We start from the raw sequence: 15,727 nt of genomic DNA, 5'->3' as shown, positions 1-15,727 counted from the left end.
TTTTTCTTCTTCGAAAAGGGGAGGAGCCAGTCGGGCATGGCGAAACCGCGGTGCGTCAACCCGGCCTAGAGCGGGGCTTCCGTCGTGATCTCCACCGGTAGGGCCTCCTCGCCCCGCTGGATCTTCATGGGGATCTTCTCGCCCTTGGGCTTGCAGAAGTTGTAGTAGATCCTCTCGAACACGAAGGCGTCCGCGGGGTTCGCCAGGATCTCGGTCACGATGTCCCCCGGCTGGAGGCCCGCCTTTTCGGCGGGGGTCCCGGGGATGACCTGCTGCACCACGATCCTGCCGCCGGACTTGATCACGTACACGCCCGTGGAGTTGAAACAGTCGGGTTCCTTCAGTCGGTCGTTGGGGACCAGCGTCACCTCCGACCGGGGGAAGTCCAGGTAGCAGGTGAAACGTTTCCAGAGCCCGCAACCGGCCCAGCCGGAGCGGTGGTTCGCCAGGGGGTGGTTCTCCGGGTAGCGCAGGACGTGGACGTAACACGGGAGGGCGGGGATTTCCCCGCACCGGACGGACTGGGCCAGGAAGATCCACTCGGGGATCCCGTAGTACAGGCCGAGCGACAGGGCCTCCACCCGGCCGGCGGCCTTCCGGGAGAGGGTCTCCGCCCCGGGGCACTTCTCGGACAGCAGGATGCAGGTGTCGGAGGACGTGGTGAATTCCAGGGACGTGTTCACGTCGTCGATGGTGAAGGGGATTTCGTAGACGCCGTGCTGGTTGGTCAGGGGGATGGGGGTGCCCTGTTTCTCCAGGGCGAAATCCTTGGGGTGGAGGATGCGGAGGTTGTCACCGTTGAGGTCGAGGGCGACACAGTTCTGACGGAAGAAGTCGCAGCCGAGGATCCCGTGGATGGCCAGCTGGACGTTGGCGCAGGTCGGGATCATGTCCGTGGTGAGGAAGATCCGGTTCTTGAATTCCGCGACGTTGCCCTGTTCGCGGAACTGGAACATCGGCACTTCCACGAAGCCGAACTCGTTGATGGGGTACTTGACGGCCTTGACCAGGGTCCCCTCGGACATGAGGCCCAGTTGCCCCGCGATGGTGCGGTCGATGACGGAGAAGGGCAGCCCCAGGTCCACCAGGAAGGTCAGGGCCGGCGAGTTGCCGATCCAGGCGCTGACCAGGGGGAACCCGAAATACTTCTTCAGGGTGAGACGGTAGGGTTTCTTTTCGCTGGGGGAAAAGCCCCTGTTCTCCGTGGGCAGGGCGAAGAAGGCGTCGCCGCCGCCGCCGACCTGGATCTCCTGGATGGTGTATTCGGCCGGATTGGCGGCCTGGTCGCGCACCTTGGCCGGGAACTTGACGCCCTTGGCCTCGCGGTACTCCTCGAGAAGGATCGTTCGCGGCGCCCCGTCCGCGTCGGTGAAGGCGAACGACTGGATCAGGAAGGTGGCGGGCGAGAAGCGGATGTCCAGCCGGATCCCCTCCTCGAGGGTGACCTGGACGGTGAGGGCGTCGGGGCCTTCCTGCAGGCGGGCGCCCGGCCGGTCGAGGTCCTTGAGGTACTGCAGGCTCAGGACATAGCGGATCGCCTGGTACTCGGCCAGCTCGTCCGACTGGAGGGGCCTGACCCAGCCCATGAGGTTGAGCACCTCCCCCGTCTTGCCGGTCAGGACCGCTTTCTCCCTCCACTCCCCGAACTTGTGCTCGACGGCGAACCGGTCCGCCCCGGCGGACATGAAGGTCACGTCGCCCTTGAGGTTGTACTTCGAGACGGTGCCGGTCATCTGGAGGCGGTCCACCCGCCCGAGGGCGTCGAGGTCGGAGGCGAGCGCCGCGCGGTGCTTCTCGAGGAGTGCGGCGACATCCATGGCCGACAGGGCCAGGAAAGAGGCCGAGGCGAGGAATGCAGCCAGAATCAGCCGAAACATGCCTTTCATGACGATGCTCTCCGGTCCGAAGATCTCTCGCGTAACCCTTCTAGTTACCACATCGAGAGGAATGCCACAACGAAAATCGGGGAAGGTCCCCAAAATCCTTTCTCATCCGCCCGGTTACCGCCGCCGTTCAATCGGACTTCCGCTTGAACAGGATGTTGTCCGTCACGCGGAAACGCCCGACCTTCGCGGTCACCATGACCAGGGCCTCGTGGTGGATCTTGTCCAGGCGGTCCGCCGTCTGGGGGTCCAGTACGCCGGCGAACATGACGGTCAGGCCCGCCGGTTTCGAGAGGGTCTCCTGGAGGGAGCGGAGGATGCTCTTCACCGAGGTCTCCCCCCCCAGGAGCGTCTCCCGGCACCGGAGGAGCGCGTCGGAGATGGCCATCGCCGCCTGGCGCTCCTCCGGCGTGTAGAAGCGGTTGAACGACGAGTAGGCCATCCCGCTCTCGTCCCGCACGCAGGGGGTGAGGACCACCTCGGTGCTGAAGGAGTAGTCCCGGACGATGCGCTTGAGCAGGAGGTAGTCCAGGTAGTTCTTCTGGCCGATGATGAAGAAGCTCGGGCGGAAGAGGTTGAGCATCTGGATCAGGGACGTCCCCAGGCCCCGGATGTAGTTTGCGCTTTCGATGCCCTCGAACTGCTGCAGCAGCCGCCGGCACGTGGCGTAGGTCCGGTGCGCGGGCGGGAAGATGTCCTCCCGCCCGGCGAAGAAGGCGTAATCGACCCCTTCCGCCTCCAGGATCTCGCGGTCGGAGTCCCGGGCGGCGTCGAAGGCGGCAAGCACCTCGGGGTCCGTCACCAGCATGGGGTTGGCGAAAACCATGGCCAGGACGGTGTCGGCCATTTCCTTGGTCTTGCGGACCAGGGCCAGGTGCCCTTCGTGGAGCAGGCCCATGATGGAGATGAAGCCGGTTTTACCCTCGCTGCGCCGAAGGGCGGAGACGATCTGGGGGATGGCGGCCTTGCTCTCGATGACGATCATGGCTACCCCTTGGCGGTGGGCGCGTAGTACTGGATCCCCACGATGGATTTCGAGCGGATGAAGCCGGCCAGTTCCTCCACGTCGGAACCGGGGGAGAAGATGTCCATCCGGGTGTTGTCGATGATGAGCACGGGGATGCGGGTCCGCTCCTGGTACTTGTAGAAGAAGTGCTCGTAGGCCTCCATGAGGTTGGTCAGGTAGGCGGGCGTGATCCGCTTCTCCTGGGCCTTGTTCCGCTGCTGGACCCGCTTGAGGAGGATGTCCAGCGGGGCCTTCAGGTACAGGACGAGGTCCGGCTGGACGAGGTAGTCGCTCACGGCGTCGAAGAGGTTCTTGTAGATGAGGAGTTCGGCGTCGTTGAGGTTGACGTTGGCGAAGATCTTGTCCTTCTCCAGCAAAAAGTCCGAGATCACGCACCCCCCCTCGGGGAAGGTCCGGGTCAGCACCTTGAGGGCGGTGACCCGCTGGGCGAGGAAGTAGAGCTGCGCCCGGAAGGCCGCGCCGGGCTTGCGCTCGTAGAACTCCTCGAGGTGCGGGTTGTCCCAGGGCTTGTCCAGGACCGTGCGGGTCTGAAAGCACGTCGCCAGGCGCTCGGCCAGGGAGGTTTTCCCGGCGCCGATGCACCCTTCGACGATGAGATACTTGAAATTCATGTCGTCCCTGCCCGTCCTTCGGGCCGAAAACCCCTGGCGGGATCGGCTCTCGACGTATAAATTATAGACAACTCACGGGGAAACTGCAATATCGTTCCACGCGCCCGGTGTCGGGGCACCGCGCCAGCAGTTCCTCGATGGTGAACCCGAGTTCCGGGTGAAAAAAGTGCGGGGCGATCTCGGCGAGGGGGACCAGGACGAACCGTCTCCCCGCCAGCCTCGGGTGGGGGATCTCCAGTTCCGGGGTCCGGTAGACGCCCTCCCCGTAGAAGAGCAGGTCGAGGTCGAGGGTCCGGGGCGCGTGCCGGTAGGGGCGGCGGCGCCCCGCGAGCTCCTCGACCTCGTGGAAGGCCCGGAGCGCCTCCCAGGGGCCCAGCCGCGTTTCGAGGCGCACCGCGCAGTTGAGGAACCACAGGAGGGGGTCCGGGCAGTCGACGGGCTCGGTCTGGTAGACCGACGAGACCGCCTCCAGGGCGAAGCCGGTCCGGCGGAGCGCCTCCACCCCCTGCTGCAGGTTGGGCAGGCGATCGCCCAGGTTGGACCCGAGACCGGCCAGGATCGTGCTCAATACCACCTCCTGCCCAGCTTCCGCAGGGGGCCGAACTCCCCCACCCCGCGAAGGTAGAGCGAAAACCGGAATTCCCCGTCGTTGGAGCGGTAGGCCAGGTTGTAACGGATGTACTCCGCCGAGAACCCCATGCAGTCCAGGTGGTAGTTCAGCCGGACGTAGATGTTCTCGGCCGCCCCGGTCTCGTGGTTGTAGGCGATGTTGAAGTCGCCGCTGAGCCCCTTCCCGGGTCGGCCGAGACCGAAGGAGGCCTGGATGTAGTGGTTGCGCAACCCCGCCTGGTCGTAGTTTTTCAGCCGGACGAAGGCCACGGAGGTGAACAGCCAGTCCCGGGCGTAGGTGGACGCCACCGACCAGGAGCCCATCCCCTTGCGGACGGAGTCGTACTCCGCCCGGACCTCCCCCGAGAAGCCCGGCGTCGGGGAGAAGGACAGCATGGCCTGGAGGGGGGAGAAGCGCCGGGGGCCGTCCACGGAAGCGTACGGGCTGAAGGAGAGCCAGGGCGAGATCCGGTTGTCCTGGCCGGTGCGAAGGTCGCCCCCGCAGGAGGGGTCCGCGAAGTACTTCTGCCGCAGGGACAGGGACACCCACTCGCGGGTGGAGCCGCCGCTCCGGCCGAACCAGCGGCTGGTGAGGAAGTACTCCACCTCGTTGGTGTTGGCCAGGGCGTCGAGGTAATCGAAGCGGATGATCCGGTCGAGGGGGTCGGTGTGGGACTGCCACCGCCAGGTCGCGCCCATTTCCACCACGTGCTTGATCACCGTGCCGCCCAGGCGCCAGAAGCGGTACAGGCGCGGGCCCTCGAGAAGGACCTCGAGGGCGGCCATGCGTCGGAAGAGGGTCTCGCGCGCCGTGGTGACCGTCGTTTCACCGGGGGGGCGCTGCGACCGGAGGCTGTCGCTGTAGTAGGTCCCCCGGACGGACGGCTGGATGGCGATCCGCCCGTAGTCGCCGAGCTGGATGGGGATGAAGAGGCTTGGGTGGACGTCGGCCCGCCACAGGGGCCCCCCCGTGGTGAAGGTCCTCTCCTGCGGGTCGCCGGGGTCGGTCCAGTGGGATTCCTTCGTGAGGATCGACAGGCGCCCGTCCATGAAGAACCAGGCCGGGGCGTCGGCGAGTTGCCGGCCGGTCAGGGAGAAGTAGGCCTCCGGGAGCGTCCGGGTGAGGTGGCGGGCGTCGGGGAGGTACAGGCGGAGACGGTCCAGGAGCACGTGGACCATCGTGGTGTTCCAGGTTCGGATGACGTCGCCGCGGAGGATCTCGTCGGGGCGGACCAGCCCCGTGAAGCTGTCGGCCCAGACCTGCCGGAACAGCATGCTCGTGGTCATGTTGGCCGTGAAGGCCCCCCGGACCCCGTTCCGGAACCGGAACACGGAGTCGGCGGAGAAGGCGGTCCCGCCGGCATCCTCACGGTCCTGCACCGAGTAGGTGGCGAGGTCGATGCGGGAGTCTTCCGAGAGGGCGGCCCGGAAACGGGTGCCCACCCCGAAACCCCGCTGGGAGTAGTACTCGCCGGTGAGGGTCAGGTCCGCGCTGCGGCCGAGCACCAGGAAAAGGGAGTCGGCCACCTCGGTCCCCTTGAGGTTGGAGTGGCCGGCACTGGGGATGGTCAGGCCGGACTTGCGCCCATCCTCGAGGACCGGGAACTTGACCCAGGGGAGGTAGAAGACGGGGATGCCGAAGAAGCGCAGGACCGAGCCCCGCAGCGTGGCGGTCTTGTCCTTGACGACCCGGGCGTGGCTGCAGGAGAAGCGCCAGTGGGGGTGGTCCTTGACGCAGGTGGTCAGCTCGCCGTCCTGGAAAACGTAGACGTTCTCGGCCTCGCGCTCGCTTTTCCCCGTGCTGAAGCGGTAACCTTCCAGGTTCCCCCGCAGGCCGGTGAAGACGCCGGTCTTCCGCTCCACGTCGAACTCGAAGCGTTCCGCGCTGACCTGCTCGGCCTTGCGGCGGAAAACCACGTGGCCCTCGCCCGCGGCCTTCCGGGTGTTGGAGTCGTAGGTCACGACGTCGGCCCGGATCTCGATGTCCCGAAAGGTGATCACCACGTCCCCCTCGGCCTGGAAGACCCCTTTCTCGGAGGTCTGGGTCCGGGACCGGATGCTGACGCTCCCGTCCTGGTAGGGGATCAGGGTGACGACCTCGGCCGGCGGGCCGGAGACGGCGTAGACCGCCCGGGGAGACGCCGTGGCGGCCTGCTGGGCGGGCGCGGATGCCGGGGGCGCGGCCAGGAGGAGCAGGAGGAGCAGGGCCGGCGCCGCGCGGGGCGCCGAAAGGGGCCTGCGTCCGCCGTCGGGTCGAAAACCGGGATAGGGGTGAGCTGCCATACCGTCCGCTCCCTGTCACATGTCCAGGCCGATGTCGAGCCAGGGCGCCCGGGTGACGACGGCCGAGGTCGAGATGAAATCCACCCCGAGGGAAGCCAGGGCCGGCAGGTCCTCCAGCCGCACCCTGCCGGAGACCTCGACGAGCGCCTTCCCCGCGATCACGGCCTGCGCCTCGGCGATCCGCCCGGGGGGCATGTTGTCCAGCATGATGATGTCGGCCCCGGCCTCGACGGCCTCGCGGACCTGGTCCAGGGTGTCCGCTTCCACCTCGACGCGGACCGTGACGGGGGCGTGGGCCCGGGCGCACCGGACGGCTTCGGTGATCCCGCCCACCGCGGCGATGTGGTTGTCCTTGATCATGACGCCGTCGAAGAGCCCGAGGCGATGGTTGTGCCCGCCGCCGACCCGGACCGCGTACTTTTCGAAGTAACGGAAACCGGGGGTGGTCTTCCGGGTGTCCAGGAGGACGGTGCGGCTGCCGTCCAGCGCCGAGGCGAAGCGGCGGGCCTGGGTGGCGATCCCGGAGAGACGCTGCAGGATGTTCAGGGCCGTTCGCTCCCCCGTCAGGAGCGCGGGTGCGGGGCCCCGGACCGTGGCGATCCCCTCGCCCGGGGCGAGGGTGCTCCCATCCCGCCGGGAAACGCCCGCCCACGCCACGCGGGGGTCGAGGGCCCGGAAAACCTCCAGGGCGAAGTCGAGGCCGGCCAGGGTCCCCGCCTCGCGGGCGGCGAACCGGGCCTCCACGACGCGGTCGGCCAGGCCGGGCAGGCAGCCCGTGGTCAGGTCGCCGGGGCCGATGTCCTCCCGGAGAAAACGTCTGATTTCGCGTTGCACCAGACTGTTGTTCATGATCATTCCGTCCAGGTGATGGCGGGGTCGTCACCGGTCCCGGCCCGGACGACGTTCACGTGCCGGTTGCCCGACCCGGCCTTGCCGGGGTGATCGGCCCGGAAATGTCCGCCCCAGCTGCTTTTCCGGGCCCTGGCCGACACCGCGACCAGCAGGCCTGCCTGCAGCGACCGGTCGGTTTCCAGGGCCGCCAGCGAGCGGGGCGTCCCGAGCGCGGCCCGCATCGCCCGAATCCGGTCTTCCGCCGCGGCCAGGCCCTCCTCGGTGCGGATGATGCCCACCCGTCCCCACATCAGGTCCCGAAACTCCGCTTTCAGCGCTTCCGCCCCGGGGTCCGGCCCCAGGGCGACGGTCCCGGCGGGGCAAGCGTCGGGCGGGGAGGGGTCGCCGCCGTCCCCGGGGGCCAGGAGGCCGGGGTTGGCCACCAGGTTCTCCCCGGTGTGCTTGCCGAACACCAGCCCCTCCAGGAGCGAGTTGCTGGCCAGCCGGTTGGCGCCGTGGACGCCGGTGCAGGCGGTCTCGCCGCAGGCGAAGAGCCCCCGGATGCTGGTGCAACCCCCGAGGTCGACCTTGACGCCGCCCATGAAGTAGTGGGCCGCCGGGGAGACGGGGATGGGTTCCCGGGAGAAGTCGATCCCCTGGGCGAGGCACCGGGCGAAGAGCCCGGGAAAGCGCTTCCGCAGAAACGTCGCCTTGAAGTGGGTCATGTCGAGGAGGACGTGGTCTGTTCCCGTGGCTTCCATCTCCCTCAGGATCGACCGGCTCACGACGTCCCGCGGGGCCAGTTCCGCCAGGGGGTGGAACCGGGGCATGAAGCGCTCGCCGCGGAGGTTCCGGAGCAGGCCGCCTTCCCCCCGCATGGCCTCGGAGAGCAGGAACTCGGTGCACCCCTCCCGGTGGAAACTGGTCGGGTGGAACTGGACGAACTCCATGTCCTCGATGACGGCCCCCACCCGGTAGGCCATGGCGAAACCGTCCCCCGTGGCGAGTTCGGAGTTGGTGGTGCGGCGGTACAACCGCCCCGCGCCGCCGGTGGCCAGGACGGTCCCCCGGGACCGGATCCGGTACACCTCGCCCGAGCCCAGGTGGGCGGACACGGCCCCCCGGCAGGTCCCGCCCTCGACGTCGAGGCCCACGGTCGCAACGTGCTCCAGGATGCGGATGTTTTCGATGGACCGGGCCTTCCGGGCCAGGGTGGACATGATCTCGTGGCCGGTGGCGTCCCCGTGGGCGTGCAGGATGCGGTTCATCCGGTGGGCGCCCTCGCGGCAGAAGGCGAGCCGGGACCCCTCCCGGTCGAAACGCGCGCCCCAGGCGATCAACGTGTTGACGCAGACGGGACCCTGCTCCACCATGTGCCGCAGGGCCTCCTCGCGGCAGAGGGAGTCGCCGGCGCTCATGGTGTCCTGGAAGTGGAGGAAAGGGGAGTCCTCCTCCCGCATGGCCGCGGCGATGCCGCCCTGGGCCTTGTCCGTGTTGCAGTTGAAGAGTTCGCCCTTCGTGACCACCAGGACGCGGTAGGCCTCCGCGAGGGGGATGGCCGCGCTGAGCCCGGCGATCCCCGAGCCGATGACCAGGATGTCCGTGTTCATCGCCGCCGGCATGGGTCGTCTCCTTCCGGGGGATTCTCGCACAGATCACCGCGATTGCAAAGCCCAAATCAAACGAGGGTTGACAACACCGCCCGCCCCGTCTACACTGACGCCGACGCGCACGGGACGGCCATGATGTTGAAAGAAGCTCCAGGACAGGTCGAGGAACTCCGGGCGAGAGACGATTACGGGAGAGGGTGGTGGTTCTGCGTTCTGGCCCTCTTCCCGTCGGCCGTCGTCTCGGTGGTCCTGCTCCGCGAGCGGGTCGAGCCGTGGATGTGGGTGTCCGCCGCCGCCTCCGTCCTGACGGTCCTCGGGGTCATCCTGAGCCTTTTCAAGCGGCGCCAGGCCGCGGTGCGGGTTGGGGCCCCCGCCGAGGGGGAAGCGGCGGAAAAACCCGTCGAGGGGGAGGCGCCGGCGGCCCGGCCGGCCGAGCAGGGCCCGGCGGAGGAGAAGTCGGCGGAGATCAGGCCGTCCGCCCTCGACGAGGTCCAGATCAACTTCTTCACCCACGCCGTGGAACTCCTGGTCATGAGCCTGGAGGGGGACATGCTCCCCATGAGCCACCTCCGGAACGTGGCCCGGTACGCGGACATGATGTCCCGGCAGGTCGGGCTCTCCGAGGAAGAGCGGCGCCAGGTCCACTTCGCGGCCTTGCTCCACGACATCGGGATGGTCAAGATCCCCCGCGAGTCCCGGGGGAACCCCAACCACTTCAAGCTGCACCCGGCACTGGGGGCCCAGATGGTGTCCCGGGTCCATCTCTGGCAGGACCTCGTTCCCGCCATCCGCTACCACCACGAGAACTACGACGGCACCGGGTACCCCGACCGCCTGAGGGAGGAGGAAATCCCGCTCTTCGCGAGGATCCTCTCCATCGCCGAGTCCTTCGACGCCATGACCAACACCAACACGTACCGGCTCGCCGTCTCCCTTCCCGACGCGCTCGAGGAGCTGAAGAAGGAGGCCGGGAAGCGCTATGACCCCGGGCTGGTGGACGCTTTCGGCCAGGCCCTGAAGGACGCCGAACTCGTCAGCTGAAGCCGCCTCCCGCATGCAGCCCCTCCCCATCGACCCCCATCTTCCCGACCTCGTCGGGTGCGTGCACGGCCACGCCCTCACCCTGGTGCAGGCCGAGCCCGGCTCGGGGAAGACCACCCGCGTCCCGCCGGCCCTCGCCGCGGCGCTGGGCGGGCGGGTCCTGGTGCTGGAGCCCCGCCGCCTGGCCGCCCGGCTGGCGGCCCGTCGCGCGGCGTCCGAAGCCGGGGAGGAGGTGGGCGGCCGTGTCGGCTACCGGGTCCGGTTCGAGGGGGCGGAATCGCCCGCCACCCGGGTGCTTTACCTCACGGAGGGCCTCTTCCCGCGCCGGCTCCTCGACGACCCCCGGCTCGAGGACGCCGCCTGCGTCGTCCTGGACGAGTTCCACGAGCGAAGCCTCCACGCCGACGCCGCCTTCGCCCTCGTCCGGCACCTCCAGGCCACGACCCGGCCGGACCTGCGGCTGGTGGTCATGTCCGCGACCCTCGGGGCGGAGGGCCTCGCGGGCCGCTTCGGGGGGGCCGCCTTCCGTTGCGGGGGCACCGTTCACCCCGTGACGGTGGAACACGCCGGCGGACCCTCGGACCGGCCGCTGCCGATGCGGGTCGCCGCCGCCGTGGCGGAGCTGGCCGGGCGGCCGGACTGCCCGGGGCACGTGCTGGTCTTCCTGCCGGGCATCGCCGAGATCCGCCGGGCGGGGGAAGCCCTGAAGGACGTCGCGGAGCGGGCCGGGCTCCGGGTGACGGAACTCTGGGCCGACCTGCCGCCGGCGGAACAGGCCGCGGTCTTCGCCCCCTCCGGCCGGCGGAAGGTCATCCTGGCCACCAACGTCGCGGAAACCTCCGTCACCGTGGAGGGCGTGACGGGGGTCGTGGACTCCGGGCTGGCCCGGATCCCCGGCCATGCCCCGTGGAGCGGTCTCCCGACGCTGGACGTGAGGCCCGTCAGCCGGGCCTCCGCCGTCCAGCGGGTGGGCCGGGCGGGGCGGACCGCCCCCGGCGTGGTGAAACGGCTCTACACGTTGAGGGACTTCGAGGCCCGCCGGGAGGCCGAGGCGCCCGAAGTGCTCCGGCTGGACCTTTCCCAGCTTGTCCTGGAGCTTCATGCCGTCACGCGCGGCCTGGAAGCCGTGCCGGCGGACCTCCGGGACCTGCCCTGGCCCGACCCGCCGCCGCCCGAGCGCTGGGACGCGGCCGCCGGGCTCCTCCGGGACCTCGGCGCGCTGGATGCCGACGGGGGGTTGACGGCGGAGGGCGAGCGGATGTCCACCCTTCCCCTCCATCCCCGCCTGTCGCGGGTGGTGGCGGAGGGCCTGCGGCGGGCGTGCCCGGCCGCCCTCGGGGCGGCGGTGCTGGTGAACGAGGGGATGGTGCTCCGGCGCGGCGTCCCCGCCGCCGATGCCGCCGACTCCGACGTGTCCTTTCAGCTCGAACGGCTTCGGTCCGCGGCGGCGGGGCGGCGGGGCGAGGCGGACCGTCACCTGGACCGGGCGCGGGTCGAGCGCGTCCGGGAGGCCGTCCGGCGGCTGGCGCCCGCCCTGGGCTGGACCGAACGGCAGGGCCTGGGCCGGCCCGACCCGGACGCCCTGGCCGCCTGTTTCCTGGCGGGCTTCCCCGACCGGGTGGCGTCGGTGCGTCGCCGGGAGTGGGGCCGGCAGGGCATGCCCGACCGGATCGAGCTCCAGCTCTGCGTGGGCGGCGGGGCCCTTCTCTCGCCGGAAAGCGTGGTCCGGAACGAGGACTGGTTGATCGCCGTGGATGCCGAGGACGCCCCGGCCTCGTCCGGCGGCCCCGCGTCCGCCCGGGTCCAGACGGCGGTGGGGATCTCGCCGGAACTGCTGGTCGAGGCCGGGGGCGCGTGGCTCCGCGAGTCGGAGGCGTGCGCCTGGAACGGCGAAACCCTGCAGGCGGAGGGGCGGCGGACGCTGTGCTACGGCGCGCTGGTCCTCGAGAGCCGCCCGCTGCGGGGGGAGGGCCCCGCGCTGGAGGCGGTCCTCCGCCGGGCCCTGGAACAGGCCTGGCCGAAGCCGTTCCCCGACGAGGGGCCGCTGCGGACCTACGCCGGCCGCCGGGCCTTCCTGCGGTCCATCGGACGGGACCCCGGCCTCCCCGACCTGGCGGGGGACGACCGGGGCCGCCTGCTCGATCACCTCTGCGCGGGGAGGCACGCCTTCCGGCAGATCGCGTTGCGGTCGCTGGAGGAGTATCTCCGCGACCTGCTGGACCCGTCCGCGTCGGCCCTCCTGGAGCAGCTGGCGCCGCGGACGGTGACCGTCGGCGCCGGACGGCGGGTCGCGGTGCACTACGAGGACGGGCCGTCGCCCTGGGCCGCATCCCGGATCCAGGACTTCTTCGGGACCGTGAAACCGCCGCGGGTGGGCGGGGGCGCCGTCCCCCTCACGCTGCACCTGCTGGCGCCCAACCACCGGCCGGTCCAGGTGACGGCGGACCTGGACGGTTTCTGGGACCGGGCCTACCCCGAGCTGCGCCGCCGCCTCTCCCGCCGCTACCCGAAGCACGACTGGCCCGAGGACCCGCGTTCCGCGGCGCCGCCGGGGAGAAGGGGGTAGGCTGATAGGCTGAAGGCTGATAGGCTGAAGGTTGTTAGGCTGATGGCTGTTGACAGGTCGAGGGAGCAGAGAGGGCGGGAAAGGACGTAAAGGACCAAAAGGACCAAAAGGACATAAAGGACAGCGACAGCCAGGGCGCGGTGAGGAAGGAGCGCCCGGCACGGTAGGGAAATCACCCCCGGAACGGCAGGGCAAGACACTCCCGGCACGGCTTTCCAGACCGTCGGGGCGCGCCGTCCTTTCGGTCCCTTTGGTCCTTTAGGTCCTTTTGTCCTTTGCCGCTCTTTCCGGCTGCCTCGCCCCGGAAACACAACCGCTTCCGGGCCCGTGAAGGCGCGGAAGCGGCCGCTTTATGAGAATCGGCGGGCGGGGGTCGTCCCCCGCCTGCCGGCCAAAACTCAGGTGGTGGAGATGTCGAAGGCGTGGAAGGGCATGAGCGGGTCGGGGACCAGGACCACGTCGTTCCCGCAGAGCCGCTTGATCTCGGTCAGCACGTCCGCCGACTCGCCCTTGAGGGAGCGGATGACGTCGGTGTGGGCGCGGATAAGCACGGTCTGCCCCTTGAGGGTGCCCCGCATGCGGTCCGCCGTGGAGAAGATGTCGAAGCAGGTGGAGGAGACGGACTTCACGAAACCGTTCCCCTCGCAGAAGGGGCAGGGGTCGGAGAGGGCCTTCTCCAGGGCCCCCGCCGTCCGCTTTCGCGTCATGGCCACCAGGCCGAAATCGTTGAAGGAGAGGACTTTCGACGGTGCCTTGTCCTTGCGGAGTTCCTGCATCAGGACGTCCATCACCGCCTTGCGGCCCTTCTTGTCCTGCATGTCGATGAAGTCCAGGACGATGATCCCGCCCAGGTTGCGCAGGCGGATCTGCCGGACGATCTCCTTGGCGGCGTCGAGGTTGGTCTTGGTGATGGTCTCCTCGAAGTTGCTGTTCTTGCCCACGAAGCGGCCGGTGTTCACGTCGATGGCCACCATGGCCTCGGCGTGGTTGATGACGATGTAGCCGCCCGACTTGAGCCAGACCTTCTGGCGCATGGCCTTCTGGATCTCGGGGACGAGGTTGAAGAACTCGAAGAGGCTCTCGGGCCGGTTGAAGAGCTTCACCTTCCCCAGCATGGCGGGCATGAAGCGCCCCATGAAGGAGACCACGGAAGCGTACTGGGCCTCGTCGTCCACCCAGATGGTCTGGACGCTCTCGTCCAGCCGGTCCCGCAGGAGGCGCTCCACCAGGCCGGGCTCCTCGTACAGGAGGGTCGGGGCCTTGTCGGTGGCGCTGTGGGACTGGATTTCCTGCCAGGTCCCCAGCAGGAAGTCGACGTCCTGGGTGAGTTCCGCCTCGGTGCACCCCTCGCTGGCGGTGCGGATGATGAACCCGCCGCTCCGGTCGCCGAGGTGCCCCTTCACGATCTGGCGAAGCCGCCGCCGCTCCCCGTCGGAGCGGATCTTGCGGGAGACGCCGATGCGGTTGAAGGTGGGGAGGAAAACCAGCATCCGCCCCGGGAGGGAGATGTGGGAGGTGATGCGGGCGCTCTTGAGGGAGATGGGCTCCTTCACCACCTGGACGATGATCTCCTGCCCCTGCTTGAGCATGCTGGAGATGTTGCCCGGCTCGTTCTCCGCCGCGGTGTTGAAGTTGCGGTTGCCGGTGCCGCCGCCGCCGCGCCGGCGCCGGCCCCGGGAACGTCCCTGGGAGAAGGACGCGCCCTCGTCGGGCAGGGTGATTCGGGACGTTCCCTCCGTCAGACCGGACCCGGCGTCGGGGGCGCCGTCCCCTTTTTTGGGGGCGGCGGCGCGGGTCGTCCGGCGCCGCCGGACGGGCTTGGCGGCCGGGCTGTCGGCGGGGGCTTCAGGAACGGGCGCGGGGGACGGCGGTTCCGGCGCGGGCGCCGCCGCCGGCTCGGGGGCGGGGGCCGCTTCGGGTTTGCGCGCGGAACCGGAACGGAGCCGCGACCGGGCGCCGGGGGCCGCGTACCGGGACGGCCGTTCCGTCCGGGGGCCGGCCTCGGCTTTGGGGCCGGGTTCCACCGGGGGCGCCGGCTGGGGCGCCGAGGCGGGTTCGGGCTGGGAAACCGGTTCGGGGGCCGGCGCCGGGTGGGTTTCTTCCCGCGCCGAGGCCGGGCTCCCCGCGGTTTCGGGCGCACCGGCAGGCTCGGCGGGGGCTTGGCCCGCCGGGGACGCTGCCTGGGCGCCGTCGGGGGAGGCCGAGCGGGAGCGCCCGCGTCGGCGGGAACGGTGGCGCCCGCGCCGTTCGCCGGCGGGGCGGGGCGCCTGGCCGTCGGCCGGGGGCGGTGCCGCGTCGGGGGTGTCTGCGGTCGGTTCGGCCGCCGCCGCTTGCGGCTCGGCGGGTTCGCCGGCTTCGGCCGGGACGGGTTCGGCCGCGACGGAAACCGCGGGGAGTTCGCCGGGGCGCCGGGGTGTCTGCGGGGGGCGGACCCCGTCGTCCTCCACGGTCTCGGCCAGCTCGGAGAACTCCTCCAGAAAGTCGGTCACGTAGAGGAAGGCGTTCTTGTCGATGCCCACGTCCACGAAGGCGGACTGCATCCCCGGGAGGACCTTGTCCACCCGGCCCTTGTAGATGTTGCCCACGATGCTGCGGTCGCGGCGGCGCTCGACATGGTATTCCACGAGCACGTCGTCTTCGAGGATGGCTACATGCACCTCGAAGGGGGTGACGTGCACCATGAGGTCACGGTTCATTTTTCACCTCAACGGGTCTGATTTTGTTGGGGGAATTCGGAGGCTTTAGGCCAAATCTCGGCACGCCCGTCGGTTTTCATCGAATTCCCACGGCCGGGGCGCGGCAAAACCGAAAAAGGATAATAACACTGAAACGGGGGAAGTCCAAAGATTTTTTTGACCGAGAAGAAAATTTGTCCTTGACATCCCCGTAAAAAGTGCCTTCGCTCTCCGGGCGATGGCTCAAACAAAAGTATCATGGACTGTTGTCGTTCATCCCCGCCCGGAGAAGGGAACCATGAAATCCACGGTAATTGAACTTCGTGAGGCCGGTTCACGCCAAGGGGAGACGCCGCTTCTCTTCCTCTGTGAAAGACATTCCGGCAGCTTTCTCCCGGAGGCGGGGTGTACCGGTAAAGGCAAGCTTTCGTTTCCCTTGGGCACATCCCTGGCAAATCGTTTTCCTTTGCGAGCTTTGCGCCTTGGCGAGAGACGATCCGAATCATGATCTCGCCAAGGCGCAAAGCTCGCAAAGGAAGACGGGATGGGGTGCAAAATCCGCTGGAGGCAGCCAGGCAGAAAGGCGAACGG

At 69.2% G+C, this 15,727-nt stretch carries 10 protein-coding genes; 2 read left to right on the top strand and 8 right to left on the bottom strand.

From position 1 onward, the window contains the following. Positions 1-65: 65 nt before the first annotated feature. From KA419_02915 to nadB, 7 genes are all read right to left on the bottom strand, one after another. The gene (locus KA419_02915) at positions 66-1,886 is read right to left on the bottom strand and encodes a PDZ domain-containing protein (GenBank protein MBP7864875.1); all 1,821 of its coding nucleotides are present in this window, start codon (positions 1,884-1,886) and stop codon (positions 66-68) included. A gap of 127 nt (positions 1,887-2,013) precedes the next feature. Then, positions 2,014-2,868, bottom strand: a complete 855-nt coding sequence (locus tag KA419_02910) for a pantoate--beta-alanine ligase (protein ID MBP7864874.1) — start codon at positions 2,866-2,868, stop codon at positions 2,014-2,016. 2 nt (positions 2,869-2,870) lie between these two features. Beyond that, positions 2,871-3,521, bottom strand: a complete 651-nt coding sequence (locus KA419_02905; GenBank protein MBP7864873.1) for a deoxynucleoside kinase — start codon at positions 3,519-3,521, stop codon at positions 2,871-2,873. A 61-nt stretch (positions 3,522-3,582) separates the two neighbouring features. Beyond that, on the bottom strand, positions 3,583-4,095 hold the full coding sequence (gene folK, locus KA419_02900; protein MBP7864872.1) for a 2-amino-4-hydroxy-6-hydroxymethyldihydropteridine diphosphokinase: 513 nt from the start codon (positions 4,093-4,095) through the stop codon (positions 3,583-3,585). Next, complete coding sequence (locus KA419_02895) at positions 4,086-6,413, bottom strand: LPS-assembly protein LptD (protein ID MBP7864871.1); 2,328 nt, start codon at positions 6,411-6,413, stop codon at positions 4,086-4,088. Before KA419_02895 ends, folK begins: the two co-directional genes overlap by 10 nt. 15 nt (positions 6,414-6,428) lie before the next feature. Then, complete coding sequence (nadC, locus tag KA419_02890; GenBank protein MBP7864870.1) at positions 6,429-7,268, bottom strand: carboxylating nicotinate-nucleotide diphosphorylase; 840 nt, start codon at positions 7,266-7,268, stop codon at positions 6,429-6,431. After that, a complete protein-coding gene (gene nadB / locus KA419_02885; GenBank protein ID MBP7864869.1) occupies positions 7,265-8,854 on the bottom strand; it encodes an L-aspartate oxidase in 1,590 nt (529 codons plus the stop codon). The genes nadC and nadB overlap by 4 nt, the downstream gene beginning before the upstream one ends. Before the next feature lie 132 nt (positions 8,855-8,986). Here nadB and KA419_02880 point away from each other — a divergent pair, with 132 nt between their 5' ends. Both KA419_02880 and hrpB read left to right on the top strand, forming a co-directional pair. After that, on the top strand, positions 8,987-9,895 hold the full coding sequence (locus KA419_02880; protein ID MBP7864868.1) for an HD domain-containing protein: 909 nt from the start codon (positions 8,987-8,989) through the stop codon (positions 9,893-9,895). Positions 9,896-9,908: 13 nt separating this feature from the next. Beyond that, on the top strand, positions 9,909-12,461 hold the full coding sequence (gene hrpB, locus KA419_02875; GenBank protein MBP7864867.1) for an ATP-dependent helicase HrpB: 2,553 nt from the start codon (positions 9,909-9,911) through the stop codon (positions 12,459-12,461). 398 nt (positions 12,462-12,859) lie between these two features. On the opposite strand, the gene KA419_02870 is transcribed toward hrpB, so the two are convergent. Beyond that, positions 12,860-15,157 (bottom strand): Rne/Rng family ribonuclease, encoded by a 2,298-nt coding sequence (locus KA419_02870; protein ID MBP7864866.1) that lies wholly within the window; start codon positions 15,155-15,157, stop codon positions 12,860-12,862. Positions 15,158-15,727 lie beyond the last annotated feature (570 nt).

It is taken from the genome of Acidobacteriota bacterium (assembly GCA_018001935.1).
Taxonomy (GTDB): Bacteria; Acidobacteriota; JAAYUB01; order JAAYUB01; family JAAYUB01; genus JAGNHB01.
Note: the sequence above shows the minus strand (reverse complement) of the source record. Positions and strands in the feature narration are given on the sequence as shown.